The following is a 24,734-nucleotide window of genomic DNA, read 5'->3' on the forward strand; positions in this document are numbered from 1 at the left end:
GGGACGACAGGCCGGCAAGCAGCGTCCCGCGACGTCATCGGTCAGGAAATCGCGGTGCGCAGCTCGACGACGTCCAACTGCTCCGTCTCGTCGTGCGCCGTCAGGTCGATCACCTTGCCGACCGCGCGGTCGTCCGTCGTGTCCTGTGCGGCCAGGGCCTCCTCGCCCACCACATCGGCGAGGTCCTCGTTCTGCGCGGCCTCGATCGCCTTCTGCGCACCCGCGCCCTCGGCCGTGCCGAAGAAGTCGAAGCCACCCTCGGGGCGTGCGGGGCGGCGCTTGGGACCGTACGGAACGATCGCTGCGGCGGCGGGGACGCGACGACGGGCGGGGACGGCGGACGTCGGGCGGGTGTGCTGCTCTCCCCCGGCGGCCGCCGCGTGCTTCCCCTGCGGTTCGTCCGCCTCCCGGGCCCGCTCGGCCCGATCGCGTTGACGGGCTTCTTCGACGGTGCGCTTCGCCTCCTGCGCGGCGGCGTTGCGCGACAGGTTGTCCAGCGCCTTGGAAGCGCGGAGGAACGTGGACAGGGTGGGCGTGGACCCGGCCGGGGGCAGCGCCCTGATCGGTCCGGCCGCTTCGAGCGCGAGCTGCCTGCGGCCCTCGAGCGCGCTGGCCCGCTCGGTCTCCGCCGTCGCGTACCGGCGCAGCAGCGCGGCGTGTTCGTTGCGCAGCGCGGCGAGCTCGACCCGCTTGGCGCGCAGCCTCGCGTCGAGCTTGGTACGCAGCTCGCGCGATTCCTCGATATCCGTCTCGAGTTCGGCTATGCGCTCCTCGGTCTTCCACTCGTCGCTCGCGCGGGCGCGCGTGAGTTCCGCGACACGGCGGCCGGCGTTCCGGTCCCAACTCCGCATGAGGACCGCGCCGGTGACAGCCGCCGCTGCGGCGGCTCCGACCAGGGAGCGGAGCATGATCGGCTCCGCCAGAAACCACGCGCCGGCGGCACACAAAACCGACGCTCCGGCTACCGCCGAAGGCGGCAGCATCCTGTGCAGGGGCGGGGAATGGCGGTGGCGTCCACGTGGCATGGCCCGAAATTTACCGTGCGCAGTCGCCGAATGGGGTGTCGGCCCGGCAAATCTCTGGATGAAGAACGCCGGGCCGACCCTTCTCTACTTCTTGAGCAGGCCCTTGGACTCCAGATAGGCCTTCGCCGCGTCCTCGGGCTTCGCGCGCTCGGCGTCCACCTTGCGGTTCAACTCGGCAAGATCCTCGGTCGTCAGCGCCTTGGTGAGCTTGTCGAGCGCGTCGGCTATCTCCTTGGCGCCCGCGTCCTTGGCATTGACCACCGGAAGGACGTTGTCGGCGTTCTGGAGCTTCTTGTCGTCCTCCAGGAAGACCAGGCCGTCGAGCACCGCGTCCGTGGTGGTGGTCAGCACAAGCTGGTCGTCACCGTCCTTGACCGCCTGCTTCGACTGCGGGGTGCCCACTCCCTTGGGGTCGATACCCGAGACGCCGATGCCGTACGTCTTCTTCAGACCCGGTGCGCAGAACGGCCGCACCTCGCACTCGTCGCCTGCCGCGATCTTCACCTTCAGCTTCGACTTCCCAAGATCGGAAAGCGTCTTGAGCTTGTTCTTCCCGGCGAATTCCTTGCTCACCGCGAAGGCGTTCTGGTCGACGGCCGCACCGGCGGGAAGCACCTTCAGTCCGCGCGGCCCGGCGAGCTTCGTGAGCGCCGCCACGGTGGCGGTGACATCGCTGGATGCCACCGGCTTCTCGTCGGGCGCCTTCGGCCCGTTCACCTTCGCGTTGAGGAATTCGGCGGCCGTCGCGGCGTATTCCGGGACGACGTCGATCTCGCCCTTCTCCAGCGAGGGCTCGTACAGCTCACGGTTCTTCACCGTGGTGACGGACGTCTTGTAGCCGGCGTCGGCCAGGATCTGCGCATACAGCTCGGCGAGCACCTTGGACTCGGTGAAGGACGCAGCGCCGACGACGAGCGTGCCCTTCCCGCCCGCCCCACCTGCCGATTCGGAGCCGCCCTTGCCCTTCTCCAGGCTGTCGCCACCGCATGCGGCGAGAGAACCCGTCAGGGCCACCACGCCGAGTACCGCGCCCGCGATACGCGAGGTCTTGATCATCAGGTTCTCCGTCCACAGCAAAGGGTTGAGCGTCGTCACACGGACGACGCGGTCTTACGCAAGGGGTTCAGCAGCCGGTCGGCCGCCACCAGCACGCCTTCCACCAGCAGCGCGAGAAGCGCCGCCAGGAGCGCGCCCGCCACGACCTGCGGGGTGTTGTACGTGTTGAAGCCGGCGGTGATGATCCGGCCCAGGCCGCCCTGGCCCACCATCGAGGCGATGGTGGCCGTGGCCACCACCTGGACCGCGGCCGACCTCAGCCCGGTCATGAGCAGCGGGTAGGCGAGGGGAAGCTCGACCCGCAGGAAGAGCTGGCCGCCGGACATCCCCATCCCGCGAGCTGCCTCCACCACCGCCCGGTCGACTTCCCGCATACCGACATAGGCGTTGGTCAGCAGCGGAGGCACGGCGAAGAGCACCAGGGCGATGATCGTCGGCAGATAGCCGGCGCTGCGCAGCGGTGTGAGCATGAAGAGGGCGAGGACCGCGAAGACCGGGATCGCCCGGCCGGCGTTGGAGATGTTGACCGCGAGTGCGCCTCCCTTGCCGAGGTGCCCCAGCCACAGCGCGACGGGCAGGGCGATCGCGCAGGCCAGTACGAGAGCCACCCCGCTGACGTACACATGCTCGCCCAGGCGGTGCCAGGCGCCGCTCTCCCCCGACCAGTTGGAGCCGGTGGTGAGCCAGGTCCACGCGTCGGCCACTACCCCCATCAGTTCGTGCCCTTCGCCGTGCGTATTCGGTTCGCCGGGCGTATGCGGGTCCAGGGCGTCAGCAGCCGCTGCGCGCCGAGCAGCAGCACATCGGCTACCGCCGCCAGCAGCACGCAGAGCACGGACGCGGTCAGCACCTGCGCCTTGAAGGTGGTCTGCACTCCGTCGTCTATGAGATTGCCGAGACCGCCCTTGCCGACCAGCGCGCCGACCGTCGTCAGCGCGACCGTCGAGACGGTCGCGATGCGCAGTCCCGCCATCAACGCGGGCAACGCGAGGGGAAGTTCGACCTCCCAGAGCAGCCGGCCCGATCCGTACCCCATCCCGCGCGCGGCCTCCCGCGCCTCGTCGGGCACCGCGTCGAGTCCGGCCATGATGTTCCGTACGAGGATGGTGAGCGAGTACAGCACCAGGCCGGTCACCACCAGCGCCGCCGAGAGTCCGAAGACCGGCAGCAGCAGAGAGAACATAGCCAGCGACGGGATGGTGTAGAGCAGCGTCGTGAGTCCGAGGACCGGGCCCGCGAACCGCGGTGCGGAGCGGGCGAGCAGCGCCAGCGGAAATGCGACGGCAAGACCGATCAGAACCGACACCACGGTGATCCAGACATGCTGAATCGTGGCATCGGTCAATTCCTGGCTGCGGGTGCGGAGGTACTCCCCGCAGATCCAGTCATTGGCCGCCAGACAGCTCTGCGCAGCCTGCTGCGTACTCATGCCCCCCACCTCCCCGGCGGTGCCGAACGTATGTCTGGCGACCCTATCCCTGACCACTGACAATCGCCGAGGGCCGCCACATTGCAGCAATATGGCTTTCACACAACACCCGTCACAATGGGGAACCATGATCCGTTTCGAGCAGGTCACCAAGCGGTACCCGGACGGAACGACGGCGGTCGACGACCTGTCGTTCGAGGTCGCCGAGGGCGAACTGGTCACGCTCGTCGGACCGTCCGGCTGCGGCAAGACCACGACCATGAAGATGGTCAATCGCCTTATCGAGCCGAGCAGCGGCCGGATATTCCTGGACGGGAACGACATATCCGCCATCGATCCGGTCCAACTGCGGCGCCGTATCGGCTATGTGATCCAGCAGGTCGGTCTTTTCCCGCACAAAACGGTCCTGGAGAACACCGCGACCGTCCCCCATCTCCTCGGCTGGAAGCGCGGCAAGGGCCGTGAGCGCGCCGCCGAACTCCTCGACCTGGTCGGCCTCGACCCGTCCGTCTACGGCGACCGCTACCCCGAGCAGCTCTCCGGCGGTCAGCGCCAGCGCGTCGGTGTGGCCCGGGCGCTGGCGGCCGACCCGCCCGTGCTGCTGATGGACGAGCCGTTCGGCGCGGTGGACCCGGTGGTGCGCGAGCATCTGCAGAACGAGTTCCTGAGACTTCAGTCCCAGGTCCGCAAGACCGTGCTCTTCGTCACCCACGACATCGAGGAGGCCGTCCGCCTCGGCGACCGTATCGCCGTCTACGGCCAGGGGCGGATCGAGCAGTTCGACGCACCGGCGGCCGTGCTCGGCACCCCCGCCACCCCGTACGTCGCGGACTTCGTCGGCGCCGACCGCGGCCTCAAGCGCCTCTCGGTGACCCCTATCGAGAAGGGTGATCTGGAGCAGCCGCCGGTCGTCCATCTCGACGACCCGCTGCCCCACAAGCTCGGCTCCCGCTGGGCCGTCGTCCTGGACGCCGAGGACAATCTGCACGGCTGGATCTCGGCCGAGCGGACCGGCGCGACGGGATCCGTACGCGAACACGCCCGCCGGATGGAGGCGTGGCTGCCGGTCGGCGCCTCGCTCAAGCAGGCGTTCTCCACCATGCTCCAGCACGACGCGGGCTGGATCGCGGTCATCGACGAGGAGGAGACCGGGCGCTTCCTCGGCGTCCTCACGCCGGCACGGCTGCACGAGGCCCTGCGCCGCTCCATCGACGCGGACGCGCAGGACATCCCGCGCACCGAAGTCGCGCTGGAGACGATCGAAACGGTGAAGACGACCTGAGACCGACGACGCTCCGGGCCTTGCGAAGCCCTAAGGCCAACGACGCTCTGAGCCTTGTGCGGCGCTGAGACCGACGACGCTCCGGGCCTTGCGCGGCGCTGAGACCTGGCAGCTCTCAGCTCTGCGAAGCGCTCAGGCCTACGAAGCACTGAGCCTGCCGCTGATCCAGGTCAGCGCCGGCGGAATCTCGCGCCGCCAGGTGTTGAAGTTGTGCCCGCCGCTGTCGAGCGTGATCGACGAGACGCGCGCGGGCGACTTCACCTTCTTGATGAAGGCCAGCGTCGCCTTGAGGTTCGCCTCGCCCGCCTTCGAGGTCGTGACCAGGAAGGACGACTTCCCCTGCGGCAGGTGGTCCAGGCTCCACAGCAGATTGGCCCGGCTCTTCTCCTTCTTCCTGCCGTGGAAGAGATCACCGGTCGTCGGGTCGTCGGCGGCCTTGTAGTACGCGGAGAGGCCCGCGCTCGCCCCGAACTGCTCCGGGTGGTGCATCGCGATCTTCAGCGCGCAGTAACCACCGGTGGAATTCCCGATGAAGCCCCAGTTCCGCGGCTTGGTCCCGACCCGGTACGTCTCCGAGATCGCCTTCGGCAGATCCTTGGCGAAGAAGGTCTCCGTCTGCGGCCCGTCCGGTACGTCCACGCACTCGGTGTCCCGCGGCGGCGCGACGGTCGGCCGCAGCATCACCAGGATCATCGGCTGCATCTTGCCTTCTCTGGCCTGCATGAAGGCCGTCCTCGGGTACTTCAGGCCCTTGAGCAGGTTCTCCGCGGTTCCCGGGTATCCGGTCAGCACGACAGATGCCGGAAATGTGCTCTTCTCGTATTTCGCCTGGAAATACTCCGGCGGCAGATAGACGTACGCGGGGCTGTCGATCTTCGACTTTTCGCCCACCACGACGACCTTTTGTATCTGACCGCCCGTCGCGGGCCGCGAGCCGCCCGGAACATCCAGCTTCTGCGTGCCGACAACCTTGATGCGCTTGCCGTCGGCCGAGTGGTCCACCACCACGCCCATGTCCTGTTCCTGACCGAAGAGGTCGGACCAAGAGCCGTAGAAGAGGAAGGAGTTGTTGGCCGCGAGGCCGACGGCGCTGAAGAGCGCGAGCTGGGTCGCCAGCAGCAGCCCGACCCTGCCCGTCACGGCACGCCAGCTGCGGCGCGAGAGCCGCGGCCAGAGCCAGACGGTGGTCGCAAACAGCAGCACGGCCACGATGATCGCCAAGGCCAGGACTTTGTTACTGGTCAGACCCATGAGTCGCGTGAGCTTTCTTCCTTGAGAATTTCCTGTGAATGAGTGAACCCGCCCCCCGGATGTCCCGTCCTAGAGAGAGCAAATCGTCCGCAGCCACTCACATGAGGCTCACGGACACAGGATCTCTCGCGGAATCACGGGAAGCGATGTCTGCAACGGTAGATGGGGACAAATCAGGATTGGTTCCGGATCGGGTACGTCGCGTGTTGCGCGGCCCCCGACCGGAGGCGGTCCCTGCGCTGGTCGGCACGGCCTGCACGCTCGTCGGCCTGATCGACGTTGCCGCCGGGGTCTTTCCCCGTTTCCGGCACAGTCGGATGCACACACTCGCGGAGGTGCTGCCGGGGTCCACCGGCCCGTTCGCCGCGGCGCTCTCACTCTGCGCCGGCGTACTGCTGCTGCTGCTCGCCCACGGGCTCAAGCGCCACAAGCGCCGCGCCTGGCGGGCCGCCGTGATTCTGCTGCCCGCCGGGGCCGTGGGGCAGTTCGTCTACCGCCACTCGGTGATCGGCGCGCTGGTCTCGCTGGTGCTGCTGACGCTGCTGCTGCGCCACCGGGGCGAATTCGCCGCGCTGCCCGACCCGCGCAGCCGCTGGAAGGCGCTCGCCAACTTCATCCTCATGGGCGCCGGTTCGCTGGGCCTCGGGCTGGTCATCGTCAGCGTGCACCCCCACAACGAGGTCGGCAGCCCCAGCCTCACCGACCGCCTCGAGCACGTCCTGTACGGACTCTTCGGCTTCGAGGGTCCCGTCGACTACGGCGACGGGGTGTCCTGGACGGTCGGCTACTCCCTCGGCGCGCTCGGTCTGCTGACCGCCGTCACCACCATCTATCTCGCCTTCCGCCCGGAGCACCCGGCCGCACGCCTCACCGAGGACGACGAGAACCGACTGCGTGACCTGCTCACCAGGCACGGTGGCCGGGACTCACTGGGCCACTTCGCGCTCCGCCGCGACAAGGCCGTCGTCTTCTCCCCGAGCGGCAAGGCCGCCGTCACCTACCGCGTGGTCTCCGGAGTGATGCTCGCCAGCGGCGACCCGATCGGCGACGTCGAGGCCTGGCCCGGCGCCATCGAGCGCTTCATGGACGAGGCCAAGGCGCACTCCTGGACCCCGGCGGTGATGGGCTGCTCGGAGACGGGCGGCGAGGTCTGGACCCGGGAGACCGGTCTGGACGCGCTGGAGCTGGGTGACGAGGCGGTGGTGGATGTCGCGGATTTCTCCCTCACCGGACGCGCGATGCGAAACGTGCGTCAGATGGTGAAGCGCATCGAGCGCAATGGCTACGAAACCCGGGTACGGCGCGCTCGTGACCTCTCCGACCAGGAGCTCGAGCAGATCCGGCAGGCCGCGGCGGCCTGGCGCGGCACCGACACCGAGCGCGGCTTCTCGATGGCGCTGGGCCGGATAGGCGACCCGGCCGACGGCGACGCCGTGATCGCCACCGCGCACAAGGAAGACGCCGACTCTCCGTACGGCGACCTGAAGGCGATCATCCACTTCGTTCCGTGGGGCGCGGACGGTATGTCCCTCGAGCTGATGCGCCGCGACCGCTCCGCCGACCCCGGCATGAACGAACTGCTGATCGTCGCAGCGCTGCAGGCGTCTCCCGAGCTGAAGATCGAGCGGGTCTCACTCAACTTCGCGATGTTCCGCTCGGCGCTCGCCCGTGGCGAGAAGATCGGCGCGGGCCCGGTGCTGCGGATGTGGCGCGGCCTGCTGGTCTTCCTGTCCCGCTGGTTCCAGATCGAGTCGCTGTACAAGTTCAACGCGAAGTTCCAGCCACGCTGGGAGCCGCGCTTCGTGGTCTTCCGCAACACGCGTGACCTGCCCCGGATAGGTTTCGCCGCGATGCAGGCGGAGGGCTTCGTGAACGTCGCGCTCCCCCGCCTCTTCCCGCGCCACCGCCCGGCCCGCCAGCCGCGCCCCTGCGCGCACACCACCATCCACAAGGCAGAACACGAGGTCCGCGCGGCGTGAGACCCGAGCCGTTGGCTGTGGGCGTATCCCGTACCCCACAGCCAGGGGCCGGCGGATGCGGCCGACCTCGCCCCGGCCCACCGGCGTGACTTCCGCCCCGCCCGGCGGGCCTAGGCTGGGCGTATGAGTACGTTGCGTGAACGGGGCAGGGCAGACGGCCTGCCGGAGTGGGATCGCTGTGCGGTCATGGGAGTCGTCAATGTGACGCCCGATTCCTTCTCCGACGGCGGCCGCTGGTTCAACACCACCGCCGCGGTCAAGCGCGGCCTCGATCTCGTCACCGAGGGCGCCGACCTCGTCGACGTCGGCGGCGAATCCACCAGGCCGGGTGCCAGCCGGGTGGACGAGGACGAGGAGCTGCGGCGGGTCCTGCCCGTCGTACGCGGCCTGTCGGCCGAAGGCGTCACCGTCTCCGTGGACACCATGCGCGCCACCGTCGCCGAGCAGGCCGTCGCGGCCGGCGCGGTGCTCGTCAACGACGTGAGCGGCGGCCTCGCCGACCCCCGTATGGTCCCGGCGGTCGCCGCGGCCGGAGTCCCCTTCGTGGTCATGCACTGGCGCGGCTTCAGCCAGGACATGAACAACCGCGCCGTGTACGCGGACGTGGTCACCGAGGTCGTCGCCGAACTGCGCGAGCGTATGGACGCCGTCATCGCCGGCGGCATCCCGCCCGAACGCCTCGTCATCGACCCCGGCCTCGGCTTCGCCAAGCAGGCCGAGCACGACCTCGCCCTCGTCGCCCACCTCCGCGAACTGCGCGCCCTGGGCCGCCCCGTACTGGTCGCCGCCTCCCGCAAACGGTTCCTCGGCCACGTACTGGCGAGGGAGGGCGCACCGCCGCCGGCCCGGGAGCGCGACGCCGCCACGGCCGCGGTCTCCGCGATCGCGGCGCACGAGGGCGCGTGGGCGGTACGGGTCCATGAAGTGCGTGCGACGGCCGACGCCGTCCGCGTCGCGCGGGCTGTCGAGGCCGCCCGGTGAGCCGTACCGACGTAGAGCTGGTCGAAGAGGCCAACACCACGTTCTACGAGACGATGGAGCGCGGAGACTTCGAGGAGCTCTCCGGTCTCTGGCTCGAGGACGACATCTCCTGCATCCACCCCGGCTGGCCGGTGCTCTCGGGCCGCGGCGAGGTGCTCCGTTCGTACGCGCTGATCATGGCGAACACCGAGTACATCCAGTTCTTCCTCACCGATGTGACGGTGAGCCTGGCCGGCGACACCGCGCTGGTGACCTGCACCGAGAACATCCTCAGCGGAGGCCCGGCCGAGGAGAGCGGCGCGCTCGGACCGCTCGTCGGGCAACTCGTCGTGGCCACCAATGTGTTTCGCCGCACATCGGACGGATGGAAGATCTGGTCACATCACGGTTCACCCGTCCTGACGGAAAGCGACGACGAAGAGGACGACGAGACCCCGTCTTGAGTAGGTGAGCGGGCTCTTGGGGATTGGAAATCCGGGTCCCGGGTAGGGCGGCTACCAGCCTCGCGGCATGCCTTTCCACAACCCCCGTGGGCTAGCACTGTCGGTGCCCGCAGGTAGATTCGAATGGGGACACCGAGCCACCCGCACGTGGTCGTGTGCCCGCAACCAACGACAGCAGGAGTGATTCGCGTGGATCGTGTCGCGCTGCGCGGCCTCAAGGCCCGCGGGCACCATGGCGTCTTCCCCCGGGAGCGCGAGGAGGGGCAGACGTTCATCGTGGACCTGGTGCTGGGCCTGGACACCCGCCCCGCCGCGGCCAGCGACGACCTGGCGAAGACCGTGCACTACGGCATTGTGGCGGAGGAGGTCGTCGCCGTCGTCGAGGGCGAGCCCGTCGACCTCATCGAGACCCTGGCCGAGCGGATCGCCCAGCAGTGCCTCAAGCACGACGGCGTGGAAGAGGTCGAGGTGGTCGTGCACAAGCCGGACGCCCCGATCACCGTGCCCTTTGACGACGTGACCATCACGATCACCCGGAGCCGAGTATGACCGTTTCTTCGTCGTTCCCCTCGGACTGGACGCAGAGCGACCCGACCGTGCAGCCGGTGCCCGCCTCCGTGGTGGAACAGGTCGACGCGGCCGATGTCACGCTGTCCAATCCGAAACGGGCCGTGATCTCTCTCGGCTCCAACCTGGGCAACCGCCTCGAGACGCTCCAGGGTGCGATCGACGCACTCGAGGACACACCGGGCCTCCGGGTCAAGGCGGTCTCTCCGGTGTACGAGACGGAGCCGTGGGGCGTCGCGCCCGGCAGCCAGCCCTCGTACTTCAACGCGGTGGTCGTGATCAAGACCACACTGCCCCCGTCCTCCCTGCTGGAGCGCGGACAGGCCATCGAAGAAGCCTTCGAGCGGGTCCGGGAGGAGCGCTGGGGTCCGCGCACGATCGACGTCGACATCGTGGCGTACGCGGATGTCGTCTCGGACGACCCGCTGCTCACCCTTCCCCATCCGCGGGCACATCAGCGCGCCTTTGTACTCGCCCCGTGGCACGACGTGGAGCCGGAGGCACAGCTGCCGGGCCGCGGCCCGGTCGTCGAACTGCTGGCCGGCGTCGGCCAGGACGGTGTGCTTCCCCGGGCCGATCTGGAACTCCGTCTGCCCGACTAGTCGTTAGGCTCTTCGGGCCCTTATGGCACACGACACACGACACACAGAATGCGGGGCGCTGGGTGAAGCAACTGCGGCTCGGAGTACTGGCCGGTCTCTTCATCGTGGCGGGAGTACTGAGCTGGGGCGGCGCACGGCTCTGGGAATCGTTCGGCACACTGCCGAGCGTGCCGCTGGCCGCGCCGATCGTGCTGGCGGTGATCGCGGTGATCCTCACCGCGACCGCGCTCTCGCTCCGCGCCCGCCTGAAGGCACAGCGCGAGCGGCGCCCCGGTGCGAAGGGCGTGGAGCCGCTGATGGCGGCGCGCGCTGTGGTCTTCGGCCAGGCGAGCGCTCTCGTGGCGGCGCTGGTCTGCGGGCTGTACGGCGGGACGGGCGTGTTCCTGCTGAGCTCCCTGGACATCCCGGCGCGCCGGGACCAGGCGATCTACGCGGGCTTCTCGGTGGTCGCGGGCATCGCAGTGATCGCGGCCGCGTTCTTCCTGGAGCGGGTCTGCAAACTCCCCGAGGACGACGACAAAGACACGGCAGCGGCGTCGTGAGCGGCGCGCGACCGGCCCTGGGGGCCGGTTCGCGCCCGCCGGCCACGTTCACCCTCTGCCTGCCCGGAAGCCCGCTCCCCGTCGCGATCCGCCTGGATCAGCGCTCAACTCACTGATCCAGGACGGTATCGGGCACCACTGACGCTCCAGCTATCGCGCCAGTATCAGGCTCATCGCCTCGGCGCGCGTGGTGGCGTCACGCAGCTGGCCGCGCACCGCCGACGTGGTCGTCTTGGCGCCGGGCTTGCGGATGCCCCGGACCGACATGCACATGTGCTCCGCCTCGATGACCACGATCGCGCCGCGCGCCTCGAGGATGCGCATCAGCGAGTCCGCGATCTGCGTGGTGAGTCGTTCCTGCACCTGCGGCCGACGGGCAAACACATCGACGAGGCGGGCCAGCTTCGACAGGCCCGTGATCTTGCCCGTGTCGGCCGGGATGTAGCCGACGTGGGCAACTCCATGGAACGGCAGCAGATGGTGCTCGCACAGAGACACGATTTCGATGTCCTTCACCAGGACCATCTCGTCGTGCCCCAGATCGAATGTCGTCGTCAGGACGTCTTCGGGCTCCTGCCGCAGCCCGGCCAGGAGCTCCCTGTACGCGCGCGCCACACGGCCCGGCGTCTCGCGCAGACCCTCGCGGTCCGGGTCCTCCCCGACCGCGATGAGGAGCTCGCGTACGGCGTTCTCGGCCCGCTTCTCGTCGAACTCGCCGATTGTGCCTTCGCCGTCCAGCGTCACCGGGTCGGTCATCTGTGCCTCGTTCCTGTGCTTTCAGTGCGTGCATACGAGAATGCCGCGCCCCCCAGGCTAAAACCTGGGGGGCGCGGCATTCATTCCGGGCCCCGTGTGACCGGAGCGCCGGCCGGGTCAGGCTTCCGGACGCTCCTCCGGGACCGCTTCCACAGCGGGAGCGGCATCCGTCGGCACCGCGCCGTTGGCGCCATTGGAGCCGGCGGCGCCGTTGGTCAGCGCCAGCTCCTTCGGCGAGAGCACCGGCGGCCGCGTGGACGGCGTACGCCTCGAGGAGCCGGTCCACGCGGGGCGGGCCGGGCGCCGCACGAGAGGCGCGAAGATCTCGGCGATCTGCTCCTTGCCGAGGGTCTCCTTCTCCAGCAGCTGGAGGACCAGGTTGTCGAGAACGTCGCGGTTCTCGACGAGGATCTCCCAGGCCTCGTTGTGCGCCGTCTCGATGAGCTTCTTGACCTCTTCGTCGACGAGCGCGGCAACCTCTTCCGAGTAGTCGCGCTGGTGACCCATCTCACGGCCCAGGAACGGCTCGGTGTTGTCGCCACCGAACTTGATCGCGCCGAGCCGCTCGGTCATGCCGTACTGCGTGACCATCGCGCGGGCCGTGGTCGTGGCCTTCTCGATGTCGTTGGCCGCACCGGTGGTCGGGTCGTGGAAGACGAGCTCCTCGGCCGCGCGCCCGCCCAGCATGTACGCCAGCTGGTCGAGCATCTCGTTGCGCGTGGTCGAGTACCTGTCCTCGTCCGGCAGGACCATGGTGTAGCCGAGCGCACGGCCACGGGACAGGATCGTGATCTTGTGGACCGGGTCGGAGTTCGGCGAAGCCGCGGCGACCAGGGCGTGACCGCCCTCGTGGTACGCGGTGATCTTCTTTTCCTTGTCCGACATGATCCGGGTCCGCTTCTGCGGGCCCGCCACGACGCGGTCGATCGCCTCGTCCAGGGCGTGGTTGTCGACCAGCTTCTTGTCGCCACGTGCGGTGAGCAGCGCGGCTTCGTTCAGCACGTTCGACAGGTCCGCGCCGGTGAAGCCGGGCGTACGACGGGCAACAGCACCCAGGTCGACGTCCGGGGCGACCGGCTTGCCCTTCTGGTGGACCTTGAGGATCTCCAGACGGCCCTGCATATCAGGACGGTCGACGGCGATCTGCCGGTCGAACCGGCCCGGACGCAGCAGCGCCGGGTCGAGGATGTCCGGCCGGTTGGTGGCGGCGATCAGGATGACGCCGCCCTTCACGTCGAAGCCGTCCATCTCGACGAGCAGCTGGTTCAGCGTCTGCTCGCGCTCGTCGTGGCCACCGCCGAGACCCGCACCGCGGTGCCGGCCGACGGCGTCGATCTCGTCGACGAAGACGATCGCCGGGGCGTTCGCCTTGGCCTGCTCGAAGAGGTCACGCACTCGGGAGGCACCGACGCCGACGAACATCTCGACGAAGTCGGAACCCGAGATCGAGTAGAAGGGGACGCCCGCCTCGCCCGCGACGGCGCGAGCGAGCAGCGTCTTGCCCGTACCGGGCGGGCCGTACAGCAGCACACCCTTCGGGATCTTGGCGCCGACCGCCTGGAACTTGGCCGGCTCCTGCAGGAACTCCTTGATCTCGTGGAGTTCCTCGACGGCCTCGTCGGCCCCCGCCACATCGGCGAAGGTCGTCTTCGGAGTGTCCTTGGTGATCAGCTTGGCCTTGGACTTCCCGAAGTTCATGACTCGGGAGCCGCCGCCCTGCATCTGATTCATCAGGAACAGGAAGACCACGACGATCAGGACGAAGGGCAGCAGTGAGAGCAGCACCGAGACGAACGGGCTCTGCTTCGACGGCGAGACGGTGTAACCCTTCTCGATGTCGCCCGCTTCGTACTTCTTCTGCAGAGTGGCCGCAAGATCAGCACCCTGGGTGCCGATATAGCTGGCCTGGATCTTGTCGCCGCCCTTGACCTTCTGGCCGTCCTTCAGATCGACCTTGATGATCTGTTCGTCGCCGGTGGTCAGCTTGACCTGGTCGACCTGGTTCTTGTCGATCGCCTGGACGACCTCGCCAGTGTCCACCGTCTTGTAGCCGCCGGACGAGCCGACGACCTGCATCAACACGACCACGGCGAGGACGGCCAGCACGATCCACATGACCGGCCCACGGAAGTATCGCTTCACGTCCATCCATACGGAGCGAAATCGCCCCGTCCCTCCTGCCCGTAGGTAAATGCTGCTGTGAGAAAAGACTGTTCTTCGGACGGTACCCCAGCATCGTCACCGCGACCGCACGGTACGGCTGACAAACCCGCCCTCCCATCCTCCAACGGCGAGAAGGGGGCTGAGGTTCCCGGCGGCGTCAGCCGCCGTAGACGTGCGGCGCGAGTGTGCCGACAAATGGAAGATTGCGGTACTTCTCCGCATAGTCCAGCCCGTACCCGATAACGAACTCATTCGGGATGTCGAAGCCGATCCACTTCACGTCGATCGCCACCTTTGCGGCATCCGGCTTACGCAGCAGAGTGCAGACCTCGAGGGAGGCCGGCTCGCGCGAACCGAGGTTCGACAGCAGCCACGAGAGCGTGAGGCCGGAGTCGATGATGTCCTCGACGATCAGGACGTGCTTGCCCTTGATGTCGGTGTCCAGGTCCTTGAGGATCCGGACCACGCCCGAGGACTGGGTGCCCGCGCCGTAGGACGACACCGCCATCCAGTCCATCGTGACGGGGGTGGACAGCGCACGCGCCAGGTCCGCCATCACCATCACGGCGCCCTTGAGGACACCGACGATGAGCAGGTCCTTGTCCGCGTACTCCGCGTCGATCTTCGCAGCCAGTTCAGCCAGCTTCGCGTCGATCTCTTCCTTGGTGATAAGCACCGACTGGAGGTCGGTGCCCATGTCCTTCTCGTTCACCCGGGTCACTTTCGTTGTGCATTCGCTGCAGCTGCGTCAGCCTTGCCGGATGACCAGTCTGCCACCCTGCCGCCGTGCCTCGACGCGCCCGGGCAAATTGATGGCTCCCTGACCGCGCCAGCTCGTGATCAGCCGGTCGACTTCCTCGACGTGCCGGGCGAAGAGCGATCCGGCGGGCGCACCGGCCTCGATGGCGGCCCGGCGCAGCACCCGGCGGCGGACGGCGGGCGGCAGCGCGTAGAGCTTCGCGCACTCGAGCCGCCCGGCGTCGTCACGTACGGAGGAGTCCACGTCGGCGGCCCAGGTGTCCAGGGCGTCCGCATCGTCGCGGGAGAGCTGCGCGGTACGGGCGAGCGCCTCGACGACACCCTTGCCGAGCGCCTTCTCCAGGGCGGGCAGGCCCTCATGGCGCAGCCGGGAGCGGGTGTATGCGGGGTCGGCGTTGTGCGGGTCGTCCCAGACGGGCAGCGACTGGACCATGCAGGCCTTGCGGGCGGTCTGCCGGTCGAGCTGGAGGAAGGGACGGCGGTAACGGCCGGCCGCCCCCGAGACGGCCGCCATTCCGGAGAGCGAGCGGATGCCGGAGCCGCGGGCGAGACCCAGCAGGACGGTTTCAGCTTGATCATCGCGGGTGTGGCCGAGCAGCACGGCCGCGGCGCCATGGCGCTCCGCGGCGTCGTCGAGGGCGGCGTAGCGGGCATCGCGGGCCGCGGCCTCGGGGCCGCCCTCGCGGCCGACCCGTACGGCGATGGCCTCGACGGGGTCGAGCTGCAGCGCGGTGAGCCGCGCGGCGACTTCGGCGGCGCGGAGGTCGGAGCCGTCCTGGAGACCGTGGTCGACGGTGACGCCCCCGGCCCGGACGGAGAGTTTGCGGGCCTCGAAGGCGAGGGCGGAGGCGAGGGCCATGGAGTCGGCGCCGCCGGAGCACGCCACAAGGACGAGCGGCTGCTCGCCTGAGGGCGCCTGATGGAGGGGGGAGGTCGCGGAGGAGCGCGCGGGAGCCGCGTGGCCCACGGAGCGTGCGACACGTTCGCAGTGTTCGGTGAGTACGTCGTGGAGTACGCGGCGGACCGCCAGGCGTATCGCCGCGACCGCAGGATGGGGACCCATGTCCGGTGCCCTTCGTGAAAGTTGGGGGGTGCCTCGGTCGGAGTCGGGACGGAAGTTCAGTCACTCAGAGTGCGTCGATGGTGACAGAACCGGGCCGATACCCGAGCATTGCACGCCTACCCATTGCCTACGGTCCCTCGGATGGGTGATTAGGGGGGCGTCCTTCTGCCGTCGGACGCCGCCCGATCACGACTCTGCTTTACGGTGCACCCTCGCGACCCAGTCCGCCGGTTTGGCGATCTCCGCCTTGGTGGGGAGGGTGTTCGGAGACGTCCAGACCCGGTTGAATCCCTCCATACCGACCTCCTCGACCACGGAGCGCACGAAGCGCTCGCCGTCGCGGTACTGACGCAGCTTGGCGTCGAGCCCCAGGAGCTTGCGCAGCGCCTGGTCGAGACGGCTCGCGCCACGCGCCCTGCGCTGCTGGAACTTCTCCCGGATCTCGGCGACGGACGGCACGACATCGGGTCCGACACCGTCCATCACGAAATCCGCATGGCCCTCCAGCAGCGACATCACGGCGGTCAGCCGACTGAGGATCTCGCGCTGGGCGGGGGTCTGCACCAGCTCGACGATGGAGCGGCCCTCGCCCTCCTCACCCTCGGGACGGGCGCCGGAGAGCGACTGGGCGGCCTCCCGGAGCCGCTCCAGAACGGTCATCGGGTCGATCTCGGTCTCGCCGAGAAATGACTGGATCTCGCCCTCGAGATGGTCCCGCAGCCACGGCACACCGGTGAACTGGGTGCGGTGGGTCTCCTCGTGCAGGCAGACCCAGAGCCTGAAGTCGTGCGGGTCGACCTCGAGTTCACGCTCGACATGGACGATGTTCGGGGCGACGAGGAGCAGCCGTCCGCCGCCGTTCTGACCGGCGGGCATCTCGCGGGTGGCGGGGGCGAAGGTCTCGTACTGGCCGAGGACCCTCGAGGCCAGGAACGACAGCAGCATGCCCAGCTCGACGCCGGTCACCTTGCCGCCGACCGCGCCGACCAGCGCGCCGCCCGGGCTGCCGGAGCGGCGCTCCTGCATCTTGTCCAGCAGCGGCTTGAGCAGCTCGCGGAAGCCCGCGACATTCGCCTTGACCCAGCCCGCCCGGTCCACGACGAGAACAGGGGTGTCCTGTGGCTCATGGCCTTCGGGGATCATCCGGGTGAAGGACCGCACATGCTCTTCGGAGGATTTGGCATGCCTGCGCAGTTCGGCGACGACGGCACGCGCCTCGTCCCGGCTCACGTCGGGGCCCGGCCGCACGAAGCGGGTTGCGGTCGCCGCGGCGAGGTTCCAGTCGACCATCTCGACACCACCGATGCTCGTCATGCGTCAACCGTACGTTGTCGGCTCCGGCGGCGGTGAGGTGTTGGGACCGACCGATTCGCCGGGTACGTCACGAGGCCAGTGCGGCGGCCAGCCGGTCCAGGGCGGGCTGGGCGGCCTCCGCGGAGGGGGTGCTCCCTGCCAGGAAAGCGAAGGCGAGGAGGCGTCCGTCCGGGGCGACGACCGTGCCTGCCAGGGCGTTGACGCCGCTCAGGGTGCCGGTCTTGGCGCGCACCAGGCCGGTACCCGGCGAGGTGGCGCCGTAGCGGGTCTGCAGCGTGCCGCTGAAGCCGGCGACGGGGAGGCCGGTCAGGACCGGGCGCAGTTCGGGGTGGGCCGGGTCGGCGGCGCGGGTCAGCAGCGCGGTCAGCAGGCTCGCGGAGATTTTGTCGGCGCGGCTCAGACCGCTGCCGTCGGCGAAGTGCGCGCCGGTCAACGGCAGTTTCAGTTTGCCGAGTTGTCTGGTGACGGCGCGCGCCGCGCCGTCGAAACTCGCCTCATCGCCCGCCGCGATCGCGGTCTGCCGGGCAAGCGCTTCGGCGATGTCGTTGTCGCTGGTGGTGAGCGCCCGCTCGACCAGTGCCGAGAGCGGTGGGGAGAGGACCTTGGCAAGAGGGGCCGAACCGGCTGCGGGCCGGCCGGATGCGGGTGCCGCGGAGCTGTCGATGCCGCGCTCGGACAGCAGGCGCCCGAAGACGCGGGCCGCGTCGCCGGCCGGGTCCCCGGTGCGCGCGGCGTTGCCGGTGGTCCTGTCGTCGATCCGCCCCTGGCCGACCATCAGCGCGCTGACCGGGGCGATGTTGCCGTTGGGGCCGATGGGGTGCCGCCCCGGGCCCGCGTAGAGCGAAGTGTCGTACGTGAGACGGACCGTGGTGGTCCCCCGGTCGCGCAAGGCACGTGCCGTCCGGTCGGCGAGCCTGCCCAGACCGGCCTTGTCGAGGGTCGCGTCGCCGCCGCCGACCAGCGTGAGCGTCCTGCCGTCCTTGGACGCGACGACCGTGGTGGGGATGCGGTGGTCGGGGCCGAGCGCCGACAGCGCCGCGACCGAGGTGGCGATCTTGATGGTGGAGGCCGGTGTCATCGGGTCCGCGGCCCCCTTCCCGTACAACTGCCTGCCGGTCGCGACATCGACGACCGAGGCCGTACGGACAGCTCCGAGCCCCGGGTCACCCAGGAGCGGCGCGAGCAGCTTCGCGAGCTCGGCGGGCGTGGTCGCCGGCGCGGTGGCGGGGGCGGTCGCGGGGGCACCGAGCCCGGCGAGCACGCCGGGGGCGCTGGGCGCAGGCGCCGGGCGCTTCGCCCCGCGGACCTCGTGATGTGCGCCACCCACGTCGCTCTGGGCATCCACCCGCTCTCTCTCGGCCTTACGCTGGCCAGAGTCCCAAGGACCGGCCGCGGCCACCGCCCCGGCAGCGAGGGCGAGGCCGACCACGGCGGCGCCCGCAGCGAGCTGCCACGTCCTGACCTCTGGCACCTCGCACCAGCCCCTTTCGCGATCACACACCTGCGTGAGGGACACTTAACCACCAGACGTATGTGTTGATCATGGAGGAGCCACCCGTGGAGTTCGACGTCACCATCGAGATCCCGAAGGGTTCGCGGAACAAGTACGAGGTGGACCACGAGACCGGTCGGATCCGCCTGGACCGTCGACTCTTCACCTCGACCAGCTACCCGGCCGACTACGGCTTCGTCGAGAACACCCTCGGCGAGGACGGCGACCCGCTGGACGCGCTGGTCATCCTTGACGAGCCGACCTTCCCCGGCTGCCTGATCAAGTGCCGCGCCATCGGAATGTTCCGGATGACGGACGAGGCGGGCGGCGACGACAAGCTGCTGTGCGTGCCGGCCTCCGACCCGCGGGTGGAGCACCTGCGCGACATCCACCACGTGTCCGAGTTCGACCGGCTGGAGATCCAGCACTTCTTCGAGGTCTACAAGGACCTGGAGCCGGGCAAGTCCGTAGAGGGCGCGAACTGGGTCGGCCGCACCGAGGCCGAGGCGGAGATCGAGGCCTCCTACAAGCGCCTCGAGGCGCAGGGCGGGGCTCACTGAGCTCGCGCTGAGCGCGTACTGATACGCCGCTGAGCTGCTCGTACGGGCGGTGCACCCTCGGGGTGCACCGCCCGTCGTTCGTGTGCCCGGGTGTCCATGCCCATACTGAGCTGACACGGCGACACGAGAGGGAGCGAGGACAGCACGTGGTGGCGGAACCGGAGGGTCCGGAAGACCGGAAGCCTCAGTCCGACGAGGCGCACAGCGCCTTCACCCCGCCATCCGGTGTGGGACAGCCGGAAGCGCCCGAGGAGGACCATCCATCCTCGGAGTTCGCCGTACCGGCAGGGATCGGCACCGAGGCTCCGGCCGAGCCGGAGGGTTCCGCTTTCGCAGCGCCCCGCACCTACAGCGCCAAGAACTCACCGCCCGCCTTCACCCCGGCGCACGGCATCCCCGTGGTCCGGCTCACCAAGGACGCGCCCTGGCAGGACCGGATGCGGGCGATGCTGCGGATGCCGGTGGGCGAACGGCCGGTTCCCGAGGCGGTGCAGAAGCAGGACGAGGCCGGTCCCGCCGTTCCCCGCGTGCTGGACCTGACGCTCCGTATCGGCGAACTGCTGCTCGCGGGGGGCGAGGGCGCGGAGGACGTCGAGGCGGCCATGTTCGCCATCTCGCGTTCGTACGGACTCGACCGCTGCGAGCCGACCGTCACCTTCACCCTGCTGTCGATCACGTACCAGCCCTCGCTGGTCGACGATCCGGTCACGGCGAACCGGACGGTTCGGCGACGTGGCACCGACTACACCCGGCTTGCGGCCGTCTACCGCCTCGTCCACGACATCAGCTCCGAGGAGGCGGAGATCTCGCTGGAGGAGGCCTACCGGCGACTCGCGGAGATACGCCGTAACCGGCACCCGTATCCGGGCTGGGCGCTCACCTCGGCCGGCGGTCTGCTGGCCGGCTCGGCATCCGTGCTGGTCGGCGGCAATCTGCTGGTGTTCCTCGCGGCGGCGGTCGGCGCGATGCTCGGTGACCGGCTGGCCTGGCTGTGCGCGGGCCGCGGGCTGCCGGAGTTCTACCAGTTCGTGGCGGCGGCCATGCCGCCGGCCGCGATGGGTGTCGCCCTGACGCTGTCGCCGCTGGAGGTGCGCGCCTCCGCAGTGATCACCGGTGGACTCTTCGCGCTGATCCCGGGACGGGCGCTGGTCGCCGGTGTGCAGGACGGCCTGACGGGCTTCTACATCACGGCGGCCGCCCGCCTGCTCGAGGTGGGCTATCTCGTCGTGGGCATCGTCGTCGGCGTACTCATGGTGCTCTATCTGGGCGTCGCGCTGGACGCGGGCCTCAACCCGGAGACCGCCATCCACAGCGTCGAGCGGCCGGTGATCCAGACGCTGGCGGCGATGGCGCTGTCGCTCTGCTTCGCCGTACTGCTGCAGCAGGAGCGCAACACGGTGCCGCTGGCTGCGCTCAACGGCGGAGTGGCCTGGGTGGTGTACGCGGCGCTCGCGGACATCGCGAATGTGCCGCCGGTCGCCGCGACGGCCGTCGCGGCCGGTCTGGTGGGCCTCTTCGGGCACATGTTCTCGCGCTACCGGTTCGCGTCCGCGCTGCCGTACGTCACCGCCGCGATCGGGCCGCTGCTGCCGGGTAGCGCGACGTACTTCGGGCTGCTGGAGATCGCCAGGAACGATCTCAACGCGGGCCTCGCCTCACTGTCCAAGGCGGCGGCGCTGGCGCTGGCCATCGCGATCGGGGTGAACCTGGGCGGGGAGATCTCCCGGCTGTTCCTGCGGTTGCCGGTCACCGAGGGCCCGGCCGGGCGCCGCGCGGCCAAGCGGACGCGCGGCTTCTAGACCCCCGGCGGGAAGCGGTCAGCGCTTGGCGTGGCGGCCGCGCTGGGCCTGCGGCGCATCGGCCGCCGGTCCGGCAGCGGCGGCTTCCTTCTTGTTCTTGGAGCGGGCCCGCAGGAACTCGATTCCGATGGGGACGACCGAGATCAGCACGATCAGGATCAGGATCGCTTCGATGTTCTTGTTGACGAACTCGACCTTGCCGAGCGCTGCGCCGAGCAGCGTGACTCCCGCGCCCCAGAGCGTGCCGCCGATGACGTTGAAGGTGATGAACGAGCGGTAGTTCATCCGGCTCACACCGGCGATGATCGGCGTGAAGGTACGCACGATGGGCACGAAGCGGGCCAGGACAAGCGACTTGGGGCCGTACTTCTCGAAGAACTCGTGCGCCTTCTCCACGTTCTCCTGCTTGAAGAGCCTGGAGTCGGGGCGTTTGAAGAGCGAGGGTCCGACCTTCCGGCCGAAGAGATAGCCGACTTGGTCGCCGGCGATCGCGGCAAGCACCACCAGGGCGCACACCGCCCACAGCGGCAGGTCGTCCAGGCTCCCGGTCGTCACCAGCAGGCCGGTGGTGAACAGCAGCGAGTCACCCGGCAGAAAGAAGCCGATGAGCAGGCCGGACTCGGCGAAGACGATGACCAGGACACCGATGAGGCCGAAAGTCCCGATCAGATAGTCCGGGTCCAGCCAGCTCGGTCCGAGCGCAAGGGTGGTCACGAGGTCCGGGCTCCTGAGTCGATAGTCGGTCGATCGGCGATCGACCTGGTCGGCCGCACAAAGGTACCAACGCCCTCGAGCACCCCCACGTTCCATCCGCCCGTTCGGGATGCACTGTGCGCGGACTGGGACAAAGCTGTGCGTCAGAAGCGTCACCAGCGTCACGAGCGTCGGACGCAGCGGTACGGAAGGTGGACGCACATGGGCATCGATGATTACGGCGGCGGACAGGGCAAGCAGTCCGATGTGCTGGTCGTCACCACGAACGACGTACCCGGATTCCAGGTGCAGGAGGTCATCGGCGAGGTCTTCGGTCTGACGGTGCGCTCGCGGCATCTGGGCAGCCAGATCGGGGCGGGCCTCAAGTCGATGATCGGCGGCGAGCTGAAGGGTCTGACCAAGACCCTGGTCGAGACCCGCAACCAGGCGATGGACCGGCTCGTCGAGCAGGCGCGGTCGCGCGGCGCGAACGCGGTGCTGATGTTCCGCTTCGATGTGACGGAAGCGGCGGATGTGGGCACGGAGGTCTGTGCCTACGGCACCGCGGTGATCCTGGCCCGGACCTGAGCCCTGGACGAGCCCCGTATCCGGACCAGGAATCACTCAGCTGTTGCGCACCGCGTTGGCGAGGATCGCGTCACGCAGATGGACGGCGAGCCCCGGCCGGGTGGAGTCGTAGAACGCGCGGAACCGTTCGTCCGACACATACATCTCGCCGAGCCCCGTGTGGATCTCGTAGGAGCACTCGTAGAACCACTGGGTGATGTGCTGCCGGTGCTCCTCGGCCAGGTCCATGGCCCGCTCACCGGTCGGCGGCTCACCGGCCGCCATCAGGGCGTCGTAGCGCGCGCTCCAGTCGGCGACCTCGGCCTGCATGCGCTTCCAGTCCTCCTTGGTGTAGGCCGCGGCCCTTCGCTGCGACTCGGCGTAGGTCTCGGTGCCGCCCCAGCGCCGCTCCGCCTCCTGTGCGTACTGCTCGGGGTCCTGGTCCCCGAAGACCTCGAATTTCTCCTCGGGCGTGAGGTTGATGCCCATCTTCTTCGCCTCCATGGCTTGTTCGACGGCGGCGGCCATCTCCTGCAGCTTGGTGATCCGGGCGGACAGCAGCGCGTGCTGCCGGCGCAGGTGTTCCCGCGGGTCCGCATCCGGGTCGTCGAGCAGTGCCGCGACCTCGTCGAGCGGGAAGCCGAGCTCCCGGTAGAACAGGATCTGCTGCAGCCGGTCGAGGTCGGCGTCGTCGTAACGCCGGTGGCCCGCACGGCTGCGACCGCCCGGGGCGAGCAGTCCGATCTCGTCGTAGTGATGCAGTGTGCGCACCGTCACTCCGGCGAAACCGGCGACCTCTCCCACGGAGTAGCTCATCGCTTTCCGCTCCCTTCGTTTCCCGGTACGCACCTCAGCCTGAGTCCTCACCTCACGTGAGGTGCAAGCCCAAGGGTGAGGCGCGGCCCCGTCTCCGCCCGACGAGCCGACGGTCTGTTTTGTCCGTATCGTCGCGCTTGGACTTATCCGGACCGAGGAAGGCAGAGCGACGGATGCCACTCCACAAGGGCGCAAGCGACTCCCCCGGCGAGCAGGAGCGCCGGCTCTCCCTCAACCCCTTCATCGGGGAGGCCGACCCGGTCAGCGGAATGACCGCCGCCCCGCCCAAGCACCGGCTTCCCGACGGTCCGATGCCGCCGTCGACCGCGTACCGGCTGGTCCATGACGAGCTGATGCTCGACGGCAACTCCCGGCTCAACCTCGCCACCTTCGTCACCACCTGGATGGAGGGGCAGGCCGGGGTGCTGATGGCGGAGTGCAGGGACAAGAACATGATCGACAAGGACGAGTACCCCCGCACGGCGGAACTGGAGCGGCGCTGCGTGGCCATGCTCGCCGACCTCTGGCGCGCCCCGGAGCCCAGCGCCGTGGTGGGCTGCTCGACCACCGGCTCCAGCGAGGCCTGCATGCTCGCCGGGATGGCCCTCAAGCGGCGCTGGATGCTGCGCAACAGCGACCGTTACCCCGCCACCGCCCGGCCGAATCTCGTCATGGGCATCAACGTCCAGGTCTGCTGGGACAAATTCTGCACCTTCTGGGAGGTCGAACCGCGGCTCGTGCCCATGGAGGGCGACCGCTTCCACCTCGACCCGCAGGCCGCCGCCGATCTCTGCGACGAGAACACCATCGGCGTCGTGAGCGTGCTCGGCTCGACCTTCGACGGGTCGTACGAACCGGTCGCCGAGGTCTGCGCGGCCCTGGACGCCCTCCAGGAGCGCACCGGCCTGGACATCCCCGTCCATGTCGACGGCGCGTCCGGCGCGATGGTCGCGCCCTTCATCGACGAGGAGCTGGTCTGGGACTTCCGGCTGCCGCGCGTCTCCTCCATCAACACCTCCGGGCACAAATACGGCCTGGTCTATCCCGGCGTCGGCTGGGCGCTGTGGCGCTCGGCCGCCGAGCTGCCCGAGGAGCTGGTCTTCCGGGTCAACTATCTGGGCGGCGACATGCCCACCTTCGCCCTCAACTTCTCCCGGCCCGGCGCGCAGGTCGTGGCGCAGTACTACACGTTCCTGCGGCTGGGGCGGGATGGGTACCGGGCCGTCCAGCAGACGACCCGCGATGTCGCCGTCGGGCTCGCGGACAAGATCGCGGCCCTGGGTGATTTCCGACTCCTCACCCATGGCGACCAGTTGCCCGTGTTCGCCTTCACCACCGCACCGGGCGTGCAGAACTTCGACGTCTTCGACGTCTCGCGACGCCTGCGCGAGCAGGGCTGGACGGTGCCCGCGTACACCTTCCCGGCGAATCGCGAGGATCTCTCGGTTGTGCGCATGGTCTGCCGCAACGGCTTCTCGGAGGACCTCGGCGATCTACTGCTCGAAGACCTGCGGGCGCTGCTGCCGGAACTGCGCCGCCAGCCCCACCCCTTGAGCAAGGACACGGCCGCGGCGACAGCCTTCCACCACTGACGG

At 69.1% G+C, this 24,734-nt stretch carries 24 protein-coding genes; 11 read left to right on the top strand and 13 right to left on the bottom strand.

The window, feature by feature from the left end:
- Positions 1 to 41 precede the first annotated feature (41 nt).
- The 4 genes from ACWDZ6_RS23205 to ACWDZ6_RS23220 all read right to left on the bottom strand — a co-directional run bounded on the left by ACWDZ6_RS23205 (position 42) and on the right by ACWDZ6_RS23220 (position 3,510).
- A complete protein-coding gene (locus ACWDZ6_RS23205) occupies positions 42 to 1,025 on the bottom strand; it encodes a hypothetical protein (protein ID WP_451504352.1) in 984 nt (327 codons plus the stop codon).
- A gap of 84 nt (positions 1,026 to 1,109) precedes the next feature.
- Positions 1,110 to 2,081, bottom strand: coding sequence for an ABC transporter substrate-binding protein (locus ACWDZ6_RS23210; RefSeq protein ID WP_451504353.1), 972 nt, complete (start codon positions 2,079 to 2,081; stop codon positions 1,110 to 1,112).
- A 35-nt stretch (positions 2,082 to 2,116) separates the two neighbouring features.
- Positions 2,117 to 2,794, bottom strand: a complete 678-nt coding sequence (locus ACWDZ6_RS23215) for an ABC transporter permease (protein WP_351458394.1) — start codon at positions 2,792 to 2,794, stop codon at positions 2,117 to 2,119.
- A complete protein-coding gene (locus ACWDZ6_RS23220) occupies positions 2,794 to 3,510 on the bottom strand; it encodes an ABC transporter permease (protein ID WP_389179484.1) in 717 nt (238 codons plus the stop codon). The genes ACWDZ6_RS23215 and ACWDZ6_RS23220 overlap by 1 nt, the downstream gene beginning before the upstream one ends.
- A 127-nt stretch (positions 3,511 to 3,637) precedes the next feature.
- Between ACWDZ6_RS23220 and ACWDZ6_RS23225 the strand changes: the two genes are divergently transcribed.
- Positions 3,638 to 4,792: an ABC transporter ATP-binding protein gene (locus ACWDZ6_RS23225; RefSeq protein WP_451504354.1), complete on the top strand. Its 1,155-nt coding sequence runs from the start codon at positions 3,638 to 3,640 to the stop codon at positions 4,790 to 4,792.
- 138 nt (positions 4,793 to 4,930) lie between these two features.
- Here the strand turns inward: ACWDZ6_RS23225 and ACWDZ6_RS23230 are convergent, their stop codons facing one another.
- Positions 4,931 to 6,043, bottom strand: a complete 1,113-nt coding sequence (locus tag ACWDZ6_RS23230; protein WP_451504355.1) for an alpha/beta hydrolase — start codon at positions 6,041 to 6,043, stop codon at positions 4,931 to 4,933.
- 146 nt (positions 6,044 to 6,189) lie between these two features.
- On the opposite strand from ACWDZ6_RS23230, the gene ACWDZ6_RS23235 reads away from it, so the two are divergent.
- The 6 genes from ACWDZ6_RS23235 to ACWDZ6_RS23260 all read left to right on the top strand — a co-directional run bounded on the left by ACWDZ6_RS23235 (position 6,190) and on the right by ACWDZ6_RS23260 (position 11,157).
- A complete protein-coding gene (locus ACWDZ6_RS23235; protein ID WP_451504356.1) occupies positions 6,190 to 8,022 on the top strand; it encodes a phosphatidylglycerol lysyltransferase domain-containing protein in 1,833 nt (610 codons plus the stop codon).
- A 123-nt stretch (positions 8,023 to 8,145) separates the two neighbouring features.
- Positions 8,146 to 9,003 carry a dihydropteroate synthase gene (folP, locus tag ACWDZ6_RS23240; RefSeq protein ID WP_366731293.1) on the top strand — a complete coding sequence of 286 codons (858 nt, stop codon included), beginning with the start codon at positions 8,146 to 8,148 and terminating at the stop codon, positions 9,001 to 9,003.
- Positions 9,000 to 9,446, top strand: coding sequence for a nuclear transport factor 2 family protein (locus ACWDZ6_RS23245; protein ID WP_326651665.1), 447 nt, complete (start codon positions 9,000 to 9,002; stop codon positions 9,444 to 9,446). Before folP ends, ACWDZ6_RS23245 begins: the two co-directional genes overlap by 4 nt.
- A 189-nt stretch (positions 9,447 to 9,635) precedes the next feature.
- Positions 9,636 to 9,995 carry a dihydroneopterin aldolase gene (folB, locus tag ACWDZ6_RS23250; protein WP_366731294.1) on the top strand — a complete coding sequence of 120 codons (360 nt, stop codon included), beginning with the start codon at positions 9,636 to 9,638 and terminating at the stop codon, positions 9,993 to 9,995.
- A complete protein-coding gene (gene folK, locus ACWDZ6_RS23255; RefSeq protein ID WP_351458418.1) occupies positions 9,992 to 10,615 on the top strand; it encodes a 2-amino-4-hydroxy-6-hydroxymethyldihydropteridine diphosphokinase in 624 nt (207 codons plus the stop codon). The genes folB and folK overlap by 4 nt, the downstream gene beginning before the upstream one ends.
- A gap of 62 nt (positions 10,616 to 10,677) precedes the next feature.
- Positions 10,678 to 11,157 carry a DUF3180 domain-containing protein gene (locus ACWDZ6_RS23260; RefSeq protein WP_366731295.1) on the top strand — a complete coding sequence of 160 codons (480 nt, stop codon included), beginning with the start codon at positions 10,678 to 10,680 and terminating at the stop codon, positions 11,155 to 11,157.
- A gap of 150 nt (positions 11,158 to 11,307) precedes the next feature.
- Here the strand turns inward: ACWDZ6_RS23260 and folE are convergent, their stop codons facing one another.
- The 6 genes from folE to dacB all read right to left on the bottom strand — a co-directional run bounded on the left by folE (position 11,308) and on the right by dacB (position 18,683).
- Positions 11,308 to 11,913, bottom strand: a complete 606-nt coding sequence (gene folE, locus ACWDZ6_RS23265) for a GTP cyclohydrolase I FolE (RefSeq protein WP_326651661.1) — start codon at positions 11,911 to 11,913, stop codon at positions 11,308 to 11,310.
- A gap of 117 nt (positions 11,914 to 12,030) precedes the next feature.
- Positions 12,031 to 14,061 (bottom strand): ATP-dependent zinc metalloprotease FtsH, encoded by a 2,031-nt coding sequence (gene ftsH, locus ACWDZ6_RS23270; RefSeq protein WP_366731296.1) that lies wholly within the window; start codon positions 14,059 to 14,061, stop codon positions 12,031 to 12,033.
- 172 nt (positions 14,062 to 14,233) lie between these two features.
- A complete protein-coding gene (gene hpt, locus ACWDZ6_RS23275) occupies positions 14,234 to 14,773 on the bottom strand; it encodes a hypoxanthine phosphoribosyltransferase (protein ID WP_326655330.1) in 540 nt (179 codons plus the stop codon).
- A 51-nt stretch (positions 14,774 to 14,824) separates the two neighbouring features.
- The gene (tilS, locus tag ACWDZ6_RS23280; protein WP_451504357.1) at positions 14,825 to 15,898 is read right to left on the bottom strand and encodes a tRNA lysidine(34) synthetase TilS; all 1,074 of its coding nucleotides are present in this window, start codon (positions 15,896 to 15,898) and stop codon (positions 14,825 to 14,827) included.
- Between the two features lie 186 nt (positions 15,899 to 16,084).
- Positions 16,085 to 17,212, bottom strand: a complete 1,128-nt coding sequence (locus ACWDZ6_RS23285; protein WP_451504358.1) for a zinc-dependent metalloprotease — start codon at positions 17,210 to 17,212, stop codon at positions 16,085 to 16,087.
- 67 nt (positions 17,213 to 17,279) lie between these two features.
- Positions 17,280 to 18,683, bottom strand: a complete 1,404-nt coding sequence (dacB, locus tag ACWDZ6_RS23290) for a D-alanyl-D-alanine carboxypeptidase/D-alanyl-D-alanine endopeptidase (protein ID WP_451504359.1) — start codon at positions 18,681 to 18,683, stop codon at positions 17,280 to 17,282.
- 86 nt (positions 18,684 to 18,769) lie between these two features.
- On the opposite strand from dacB, the gene ACWDZ6_RS23295 reads away from it, so the two are divergent.
- Positions 18,770 to 19,264, top strand: a complete 495-nt coding sequence (locus ACWDZ6_RS23295; protein ID WP_108151010.1) for an inorganic diphosphatase — start codon at positions 18,770 to 18,772, stop codon at positions 19,262 to 19,264.
- 146 nt (positions 19,265 to 19,410) lie between these two features.
- On the top strand, positions 19,411 to 21,063 hold the full coding sequence (locus ACWDZ6_RS23300) for a threonine/serine exporter family protein (protein ID WP_389179461.1): 1,653 nt from the start codon (positions 19,411 to 19,413) through the stop codon (positions 21,061 to 21,063).
- Positions 21,064 to 21,081: 18 nt separating this feature from the next.
- Here ACWDZ6_RS23300 and ACWDZ6_RS23305 read toward each other — a convergent pair whose 3' ends face one another.
- The gene (locus ACWDZ6_RS23305; protein WP_451504360.1) at positions 21,082 to 21,777 is read right to left on the bottom strand and encodes a DedA family protein; all 696 of its coding nucleotides are present in this window, start codon (positions 21,775 to 21,777) and stop codon (positions 21,082 to 21,084) included.
- Between the two features lie 201 nt (positions 21,778 to 21,978).
- Between ACWDZ6_RS23305 and ACWDZ6_RS23310 the strand changes: the two genes are divergently transcribed.
- Positions 21,979 to 22,344, top strand: coding sequence for a YbjQ family protein (locus ACWDZ6_RS23310; protein WP_451504361.1), 366 nt, complete (start codon positions 21,979 to 21,981; stop codon positions 22,342 to 22,344).
- A gap of 36 nt (positions 22,345 to 22,380) precedes the next feature.
- Here the strand turns inward: ACWDZ6_RS23310 and ACWDZ6_RS23315 are convergent, their stop codons facing one another.
- The gene (locus ACWDZ6_RS23315) at positions 22,381 to 23,139 is read right to left on the bottom strand and encodes a MerR family transcriptional regulator (protein ID WP_451504362.1); all 759 of its coding nucleotides are present in this window, start codon (positions 23,137 to 23,139) and stop codon (positions 22,381 to 22,383) included.
- A 173-nt stretch (positions 23,140 to 23,312) separates the two neighbouring features.
- On the opposite strand from ACWDZ6_RS23315, the gene ACWDZ6_RS23320 reads away from it, so the two are divergent.
- Positions 23,313 to 24,731, top strand: coding sequence for a glutamate decarboxylase (locus ACWDZ6_RS23320; RefSeq protein ID WP_451504363.1), 1,419 nt, complete (start codon positions 23,313 to 23,315; stop codon positions 24,729 to 24,731).
- Positions 24,732 to 24,734 lie beyond the last annotated feature (3 nt).

Source organism: Streptomyces sp. NPDC002926 (assembly GCF_053591755.1).

Coding starts and splice junctions, on each gene's coding strand:
- ACWDZ6_RS23205 (WP_451504352.1), bottom strand. CDS start 1,025: ATGCCACGTGGACGCCACCGCCATTCCCCGCCCCTGCACAGGATGCTG.
- ACWDZ6_RS23210 (WP_451504353.1), bottom strand. CDS start 2,081: ATGATCAAGACCTCGCGTATCGCGGGCGCGGTACTCGGCGTGGTGGCC.
- ACWDZ6_RS23215 (WP_351458394.1), bottom strand. CDS start 2,794: ATGGGGGTAGTGGCCGACGCGTGGACCTGGCTCACCACCGGCTCCAAC.
- ACWDZ6_RS23220 (WP_389179484.1), bottom strand. CDS start 3,510: ATGAGTACGCAGCAGGCTGCGCAGAGCTGTCTGGCGGCCAATGACTGG.
- ACWDZ6_RS23225 (WP_451504354.1), top strand. CDS start 3,638: ATGATCCGTTTCGAGCAGGTCACCAAGCGGTACCCGGACGGAACGACG.
- ACWDZ6_RS23230 (WP_451504355.1), bottom strand. CDS start 6,043: ATGGGTCTGACCAGTAACAAAGTCCTGGCCTTGGCGATCATCGTGGCC.
- ACWDZ6_RS23235 (WP_451504356.1), top strand. CDS start 6,190: ATGTCTGCAACGGTAGATGGGGACAAATCAGGATTGGTTCCGGATCGG.
- folP (WP_366731293.1), top strand. CDS start 8,146: ATGAGTACGTTGCGTGAACGGGGCAGGGCAGACGGCCTGCCGGAGTGG.
- folK (WP_351458418.1), top strand. CDS start 9,992: ATGACCGTTTCTTCGTCGTTCCCCTCGGACTGGACGCAGAGCGACCCG.
- folE (WP_326651661.1), bottom strand. CDS start 11,913: ATGACCGACCCGGTGACGCTGGACGGCGAAGGCACAATCGGCGAGTTC.
- ftsH (WP_366731296.1), bottom strand. CDS start 14,061: ATGGACGTGAAGCGATACTTCCGTGGGCCGGTCATGTGGATCGTGCTG.
- hpt (WP_326655330.1), bottom strand. CDS start 14,773: ATGGGCACCGACCTCCAGTCGGTGCTTATCACCAAGGAAGAGATCGAC.
- tilS (WP_451504357.1), bottom strand. CDS start 15,898: ATGGGTCCCCATCCTGCGGTCGCGGCGATACGCCTGGCGGTCCGCCGC.
- ACWDZ6_RS23285 (WP_451504358.1), bottom strand. CDS start 17,212: ATGACGAGCATCGGTGGTGTCGAGATGGTCGACTGGAACCTCGCCGCG.
- ACWDZ6_RS23310 (WP_451504361.1), top strand. CDS start 21,979: ATGGGCATCGATGATTACGGCGGCGGACAGGGCAAGCAGTCCGATGTG.
- ACWDZ6_RS23315 (WP_451504362.1), bottom strand. CDS start 23,139: ATGAGCTACTCCGTGGGAGAGGTCGCCGGTTTCGCCGGAGTGACGGTG.
- ACWDZ6_RS23320 (WP_451504363.1), top strand. CDS start 23,313: ATGCCACTCCACAAGGGCGCAAGCGACTCCCCCGGCGAGCAGGAGCGC.